This window comes from Amycolatopsis coloradensis (assembly GCF_001953865.1).
Taxonomy (GTDB): Bacteria; Actinomycetota; Actinomycetes; order Mycobacteriales; family Pseudonocardiaceae; genus Amycolatopsis; species Amycolatopsis coloradensis.
Window position 1 is genome coordinate 122652 of record NZ_MQUQ01000041.1, and the last position, 7163, is coordinate 129814.

General features: G+C 67.9%; 7 protein-coding genes. 4 read left to right on the forward strand and 3 right to left on the reverse strand.

Annotated features, from left to right (window positions below; all coding sequences use genetic code 11):
• Nucleotides 1-2286, forward strand: a complete 2286-nt coding sequence (locus BS329_RS40920; RefSeq protein WP_244197496.1) for an excinuclease ABC subunit UvrA — start codon at nt 1-3, stop codon at nt 2284-2286.
• A gap of 263 nt (nt 2287-2549) precedes the next feature.
• Entirely contained in the window at nt 2550-2783 is a 234-nt protein-coding gene (locus BS329_RS40925; protein WP_244197497.1) for a beta/gamma crystallin domain-containing protein, read from the forward strand.
• A gap of 67 nt (nt 2784-2850) precedes the next feature.
• On the opposite strand, the gene yidC is transcribed toward BS329_RS40925, so the two are convergent.
• On the reverse strand, nt 2851-3690 hold the full coding sequence (gene yidC / locus BS329_RS40930; protein WP_076168895.1) for a membrane protein insertase YidC: 840 nt from the start codon (nt 3688-3690) through the stop codon (nt 2851-2853).
• A 70-nt stretch (nt 3691-3760) separates the two neighbouring features.
• Nucleotides 3761-4117 (reverse strand): DUF6412 domain-containing protein, encoded by a 357-nt coding sequence (locus BS329_RS40935; RefSeq protein WP_076168897.1) that lies wholly within the window; start codon nt 4115-4117, stop codon nt 3761-3763.
• A gap of 63 nt (nt 4118-4180) precedes the next feature.
• On the opposite strand from BS329_RS40935, the gene BS329_RS40940 reads away from it, so the two are divergent.
• Entirely contained in the window at nt 4181-5800 is a 1620-nt protein-coding gene (locus BS329_RS40940) for an ABC-F family ATP-binding cassette domain-containing protein (RefSeq protein WP_076168899.1), read from the forward strand.
• 139 nt (nt 5801-5939) lie between these two features.
• Complete coding sequence (locus tag BS329_RS40945; protein ID WP_076168901.1) at nt 5940-6950, forward strand: YdcF family protein; 1011 nt, start codon at nt 5940-5942, stop codon at nt 6948-6950.
• An 18-nt stretch (nt 6951-6968) separates the two neighbouring features.
• On the opposite strand, the gene BS329_RS40950 is transcribed toward BS329_RS40945, so the two are convergent.
• Nucleotides 6969-7163, reverse strand: a 195-nt coding sequence (locus tag BS329_RS40950; protein WP_143253439.1) for a transposase family protein, incomplete at its 5' end; no start/stop codon positions are given.

Genomic DNA, 7163 nt, shown 5'->3' on the forward strand with positions numbered 1-7163 from the left:
ATGGCGAAAGTACGGACGGAACGCGGCCGGTGGATCACCGTGGAAGGAGCTCGGACACACAATCTCCGCGAGGTGTCGGTGCGGGTACCGAAACACCGGCTGACGGTGTTCACCGGCGTCTCGGGGTCGGGGAAGTCGTCGCTGGCGTTCGACACGATCGCGGCCGAAGCCGAACGCCTGGTCACCGGGAGCTATCCCGCCTTCGTCCGGAACCGGCTCCCCCAGCATCCGCCTGCCGACGTCGACCGGATCGACGGGCTGATCTTCACCACGATCGTCGATCAACGGCGGTTCACCGGGAACGCGCGGTCCACGGTGGGCACGGCGAGCGACATCGCGCCGTTGCTGCGCCTGCTGTTCTCCCGCCTCGGCGAGCCGTGCGCCGGGTTCTCGCCCGCCTATTCGTTCAACGACCCCAGCGGGATGTGCCCGCGCTGCGAAGGGCTCGGCGTGGTCGACGACATCGATCTCGACCGGCTGCTCGACCGCTCGCGAAGCCTGCGCGAAGGCGCCGTGCGCTTCCCGACGTTCACTCCCGGTACCTACCGGTGGAAGCGGCTCGTCCACTCCGGACTGGTCGACCCGGATGTCCCGTTGAACCGGTTACCGCCGGCGAAGCTCGAAACCCTGCTGCACGCCGAAGGACTCTCCCTCGACAACCCCGGCTCCGAGTACCCCAAACACGGCGTGTTCGACGGAATCCTCCCGCGACTGCGGGAGTCGTACCTGCGCAAGACGCCGTCACGCCTCACCACCGAGGAGCAGGAAGGGCTCGCCGAGGTCGTCACCCGCGGCACCTGCCCGGACTGCGCGGGGACCCGCCTCGCCGAAGCGGCGCGGAAAAGCCTGATCGACGGGCGATCCATCGCGGACTGGTCGGCGCTGCCGGTGGGCGACCTGCACGACGTCGTCGCGAGCGTGCGTGATCCGACCGTGGCACCGCTCCTGCAAGCGATTTGCGAACGCCTCGACGCACTGGATTCCGTCGGCCTCGGCTATCTCAGCCTGTCGCGGGAATCGAGGACGCTGTCCGGCGGCGAAGCCCAGCGCGTCAAGATCGTCCGTCACCTCAGCAGCGCGCTCAGCGACGTCTGCTACGTGTTCGACGAGCCCAGCACCGGCCTTCACCCGCACGACGTGCACCGGTTGCTCGAACTGCTGGCCGAACTCCGCGACGCGCACAACACGATCCTCGTGGTCGAACACCACCCCGCGGTCATCGCGGCCGCCGACCACGTCATCGACCTCGGCCCCGCCGGCGGCGCCGACGGCGGTCACGTCCAGTTCGAAGGCGATCCCGGCGAACTCATCGCGACAGGCACCGAAACGGGGGAGGTTCTCCGTACCCCGCTTCGCTTCCGGGAGCGGACGCGCTCCGCCCGGGGGACCGTGACGATCTCCGGCGCGAGCAGTCACAACCTCCGTGACGTCACCGTCGACGTGCCGCTCGGCGTCCTGACCGTCGTGTCGGGGGTCGCCGGTTCCGGCAAGAGCACCCTGATCGCGGGCGAACTTCCCCGGCGGCATCCCGATTTCGTCGTCGTCGAGCAGGCTCCGCTGCGTGGCGGCATCCGCTCCACCCCCGCCACGGTGCTCGGTGTCGCCGAACCCATTCGCGACACCTTCGGCAAGGCGACCGGGAAGCATCCGTCGTGGTTCAGCGCCAACGGCCGGGGAGCCTGCCCCGTCTGCAAGGGCAAAGGCGTCATCATCACCGATCTGGCGTTCCTCGACGACGTCCAGACCGGCTGCGACGCCTGCGGCGGTACCCGGTTCACCCCGGAGACGCTCGCCGCCCGGCTGAACGGCAACACCATCGCCGACGTCCTGGCGATGAACCCCGCCGATGCCGCCGCCCTGTTCGGCGAGGGCTCCCCCATCGCGCGGCGGCTGCGGTGGCTGGAGAAGGTCGGCCTCGGCTACCTGAAGATCGGGCAGAGCCTCGACACCTTGTCCGGCGGCGAACGGCAACGGCTTCTGCTGGCCCGCCACCTCGCCGACTCCGGCCCCGCGGCCGAACTGCGTCTCGTCCTCGACGAACCCACCGCCGGACTGCACGGCAGCGACGTCGACAGGCTGCTCGCGCTCTGCGACGACCTCGTCGACGACGGCGCGACACTCGTCCTGATCGAACACAACCAGCGCGTCATCGCGCACGCGGACCACGTCATCGACATCGGTCCCGGCGCTGGTCACGCCGGTGGGACGGTCGTGTTCGAGGGCACACCGTCGGCGCTGGCCGAGCACCCCACGTCACTGACGGGCCGTTACCTGCGGAAGCGCTGACCTGCGGCAACGCGTTCCCGGCGCCGAACGGCGCCGGGAACACCCACCCGCCCGGGAACAGTTCCCGGGCAGAGCGAGATGATTCCCGATCAAGCCTTGCCCGACACGCCGGTACCGAACAGTTCCTGGCCTGTTTTCGTTGTCACACCGAGGTCGAGGTCACCCGCCTCCTGCCTTTTCGGGCAACGACAGGCACCGGAAGTTCTTATTTCCCTTCAGGCGAGAAAGGAATCCAGCCATAATGCGAAAGGGTCTCAAGAGGCTTGCGGTCGTGGGCACGGCCGCACTCGGACTGTTCGTGGCCGTTCCGGCGAACGCCTTCGCCATCGGGCGTCACGGGCACCAATATCGGCGGTGTCTACAACATCTTCTCCGGCAACAACAAGGCGACGATCAACTACGAGCGCAATGGCCGCTACGAATCTTCGACTCTCGGCTATTGGCAGGGTGTGGGCTTCTCCGGCACCGTCCGGGTTTACGAAGTGCGCATCTGGTGACGGCCGGCTGAGTGCGTGAGGCGCCGGAGGGCCGGGCAGCGCCCGGCCCTCCGTCATACCAGGCGACCTAGCGCCTCCGGGGCTTCTGCCCGGGGCGCGGACCTGCGACCTGGGGTTTCGCGACCTGCCGCGCCTCTTCTTCCCTGTCGACGATCTCGGTGAGGAAGTGCTGCTGCCCCAGCGTCCACACGTTGGTGGCCAGGAAGTACAGCAGGACCCCGATCGGCACCGGGAAGAACGCCCCCGAGACCAGCATGCCGAGCGGCGCCAGGTACATCATCAGCTTCGCGATCCCCGCGGCCTGCGGGGCGGTCGTGGTCTGCCGGGTCAGGCTCGACCGCATCGAAAAGAACGTGGCCAGGCTCGCGATCAGCATCAGCGGCACCCCGACCGCGATCATGTGCGCGTGGTCGGTGCCGAACGCGGCCAGCTCCGCCGCCGGTTGCGAAAGCCAGTTGCCGAGCTTCGCGCCGAACAGGTCGGCGTTCAGGAACGACTCCACCCCGGCGCGATCGAACACGTGATTCGACCGCGCGTCCGGGGTGAAATCACGCAGGACCCAGTACAGAGACAGGAACACCGGCAGCTGGACCAGCGCCGGGAGGCAGCCGCCCAACGGGCTGGAACCGTTGTCGGCGTGCAGTTTTTGGATCTCTTTCGCCATCCGCTGGCGGTCTTTGCCGTATTTCTCCTTGATTTTCTGCATCTGCGGGGCGAGTGCCTGGGTTCGCCTGCCCGCGCGCAGCGCGCCGAGCGCGGGTTTCACCAGCAGGAGACGCAGGGTGAAGACGAGGAACGCGATGGAAAGCACCCAGGCCACGCCTGAGTCGGGGCTTGCCAAGGCGCCGAAGACCTTGTGCCAGAACCAGAGAATGGCGGAAACGGGGTACAGGAAGACATCGAACATGACCAGATCACTCCGTCGGTTGAAGGTGCGCGGGGCAGGAGTGACTGCCTCACCTTCGAACGAGGAGAAGTCAGGCAGCCACGATGTCCGGTGACGGAGCTCGTGGCCGGACGCGGCCGCGCGCGTCGGGATCGCGCAGGCTCAAGAACAGCCGCGCGCGCTCGCGCAGGCTGATGGCGCGCACCTTCATCGCGGCGGCCGTCGGTTCCAGCCGGAAGTGCGCCGCGAGCGCGACCAGGATGACGGCGAGAGACGCGGTCAGGGCGGTGGCCAGCCCGAGCGGGTTGGCGACCGCCACCGACGCCGTCAGCGCGGTGACCAGGCTCAGCGGGTTGACCCCGCCGACGACCGGGAGCACGACGAACAACTCGGGCAGGAACAGCGCAAGCATCAGCTTGAGCCGCACGCCGAAGTAGGTTCGCTCCACGTCACCGACCTTACCGGAGATATTGCGTTGCGTGATCGGCGCGGGCGAAGGCAGGCTGTCGCAATGGGACACGTGGAGGTCGCGCACGTCGAGTACTACCTACCCGACGGGCGGATGCTTCTCGGCGACGTGTCGTTCCGGGTCGGCGAGGGAGCCGTCTGCGCGCTCGTCGGCGCCAACGGGGCGGGCAAGACGACTCTGCTGCGGCTGATCTCGGGTGAGCTCAAGCCCGACGGTGGCTCGGTGACCATCAGCGGCGGGCTCGGGGTGATGCCCCAGTTCGTCGGATCGGTGCGGGACGAACGGACCGTGCGAGACCTGCTCGTCTCGGTGTCACCGGACGCGCTCCGCACCGCCGCCCGCGCTGTCGACGAGGCCGAACTCGCGCTGATGGAACGCGACGACGAAGCGGCCCAGATGGCCTATGCGCAGGCGCTCGCCGACTGGGGCGACGCACGCGGCTACGAAGCCGAAGTCGTGTGGGACAAGTGCACGACGGCGGCGCTCAACCTGCCGTACGAGAAGGCGCGCTGGCGCGAAGTGCGCACCCTGTCCGGCGGCGAACAGAAACGGCTGGTCCTGGAGGCGCTGCTGCTCGGCGGCTCCGGCGTCCTTCTGCTCGACGAGCCGGACAACTACCTCGACGTCCCCGGCAAACTCTGGCTGGAGGAGCGGCTGCGCGAGACCCAGAAGACCGTGCTGTTCGTTTCGCACGACCGGGAACTGCTGGCGCGGGCGGCCAAGAAGATCATCAGCGTCGAGCCGGGTCCCGGCGGCAGCGACGTCTGGGTGCACGGTGGCGGCTTCGGCACCTACCATCAGGCACGCACGGAGCGGTTCGAACGCTTCGAGGAGCTTCGCCGCCGGTGGGACGAAAAGCACGCCCAGCTCAAGAAGCTCGTCGCCGACATGCGTCAGTACGCCGCGCGCAGCGACGAGATGGCCTCGCGCTATCACGCCGCCCAGACGCGGCTACGCAAGTTCGAGGAGGCCGGAGCGCCCGCCGCTCCCCCGCGCGAACAGAAGATCACCATGCGCCTGCGCGGCGGCCGGACCGGCGTCCGCGCCGTCACCTGCGAAGAACTCGAACTCCGCGGTCTGATGAAACCCTTCGACCTGGAGATCTTCTACGGCGAACGAGTCGCGGTGCTCGGCTCGAACGGCTCCGGCAAATCGCACTTCCTGCGCCTGCTGGCAGGCGAGGACGTCGCGCACGACGGACTGTGGAAACTCGGCGCCCGGGTCGTACCGGGCCACTTCGCGCAGACGCACGCGCATCCGGAACTACTCGGCCGGACGCTCGTCGACATCCTCTGGACCGGCTACGCGCGAAGCCGCGGGCCCGCGATGAACATCCTGCGCCGGTACGAACTCGACGGCCAAGGCGATCAGCGGTTCGAGAAGCTCTCCGGTGGCCAGCAGGCGCGGTTCCAGATCCTGCTGCTGGAGATCGGCGGCGCCACCATCCTCCTGCTCGACGAACCGACCGACAACCTCGACCTCGCCTCGGCGGAAGCGCTGCAACAGGCGTTGGAAGCGTACGAAGGAACCACGGTGGCGGTGACGCACGACCGGTGGTTCGCGCGCTCCTTCGACCGGTTCCTCGTGTTCGGCACCGATGGGAAGGTGCGGGAAACGAGGGAACCGGTGTGGGACGAGCGGCCGGTGCAGCGGACGCGGTAAGCCGCCGGTTCCCCCTGTCGGGCAAGGAAAGGCGACACGCCGACCGACCGTGTCACCAGTGCCGCCGCCGTGTGGTTCAATGCCGCCGCACCGCGTGCCGATACACGAGTGCCCGTATAGTCCGAAGGCTGGAGATCTCGTGCAGGCCGCCGCAATTCCCTTCGCCATCGCCGCATTGTGCTGCGCGGCGTTCCTGGTGAGCTTCCTTCGCGACCGACGCCGGCTGCGCAACGGCTTCTACCTCTTCTTCGCACTCCTGTTCCTCGGCATCACCTTCATCGCACTACTCGCCTCGGTCTCGCCCGACGCGGCAGGCGTGGTCGCGCTGGGTGTGGTCCTGCTGATCGTGCCGACGGTCCTCGCGTTGACGGTCTTCCTGATCTGCAACGGGATCACCATGCTCCGCCGCGAGGGCCGGAGGCTCGCCAACGTGCTGTCGCTGCTGACCGGGATCGGCATCTGCCTGCTCATCGTGTTCAACGCGACGGTCACGCGGCTGGCCTGGGAGCCGCTCGACATCCTCCGGGGCAGCCTCAACGGAATCATCGTCTACGTCTCGTTCCTCTTCGTCTGCTTCCTCCTGTACTCGATCGTCTACGGCCGCATCGGCCCCGAGAAGGACGTGGACTTCGTCGTGGTGCTGGGCTCGGGGCTGCTGGACGGCCACCAGGTGCCGCCGCTGCTGGCCAGCCGCCTGAAGCGGGCCAAACGCGTCGTGGACGCGGAGGCTCGCCGGGGCCGGGAGCCGATGGTGGTCACGTCGGGCGGGCAAGGGCCTGACGAGGACTTGCCGGAATCCCATGCCATGGCCGACTACCTGGTCGAGGCCGGGCTACCGAGGGAGCGGATCCGCAGAGAGGACCAGTCACGGACGACGTTCGAGAACCTCACCTTCAGCGCCGAGATCATGAGAGAGGAGAAGGCGGACTACCGGTGCACAGTGGTCACGAACAACTTCCACGTGCTCCGCGCCGCCCTCATCGCCCGCCGTGCCAAGGTGGCCGGTCAGGTCATCGGGTCACCGACGGCGTGGTACTTCTGGCCGAGCGCCACCCTTCGCGAATTCGCGGCCATCCTGGTCGACCACAAGGTCAAGAACCTGATCATCTGCGGTTTGATCGTCCTCTCGCAGCTGTCCCGCGCCTTCTAGGGCGTGTCCTGGGGATCTTCAGCGGAGGTGGAGGACGATGCAGGCGAGGATGATTTCGGCGCGGTGGTAGGCGGCTCGTTTCGCGAACCGTGTTGCCAGACCTCGGAATTGCTTGAGCCGGTTGAAGCATCGCTCGACCACGTTGCGGAGTTTGTAGAGGTCGGGGTCGAAGGCCGGTGGTCTGCCACCGGCGCTGCCTTTGGCCTTGCGGCG

Bases quoted from the DNA above. Each gene is read 5' to 3' on its own strand.
- yidC (WP_076168895.1), bottom strand. From the start codon at position 3,690: ATGTTCGATGTCTTCCTGTACCCCGTTTCCGCCATTCTCTGGTTCTGG.
- BS329_RS40940 (WP_076168899.1), top strand. From the start codon at position 4,181: ATGGGACACGTGGAGGTCGCGCACGTCGAGTACTACCTACCCGACGGG.
- BS329_RS40920 (WP_244197496.1), top strand. From the start codon at position 1: ATGGCGAAAGTACGGACGGAACGCGGCCGGTGGATCACCGTGGAAGGA.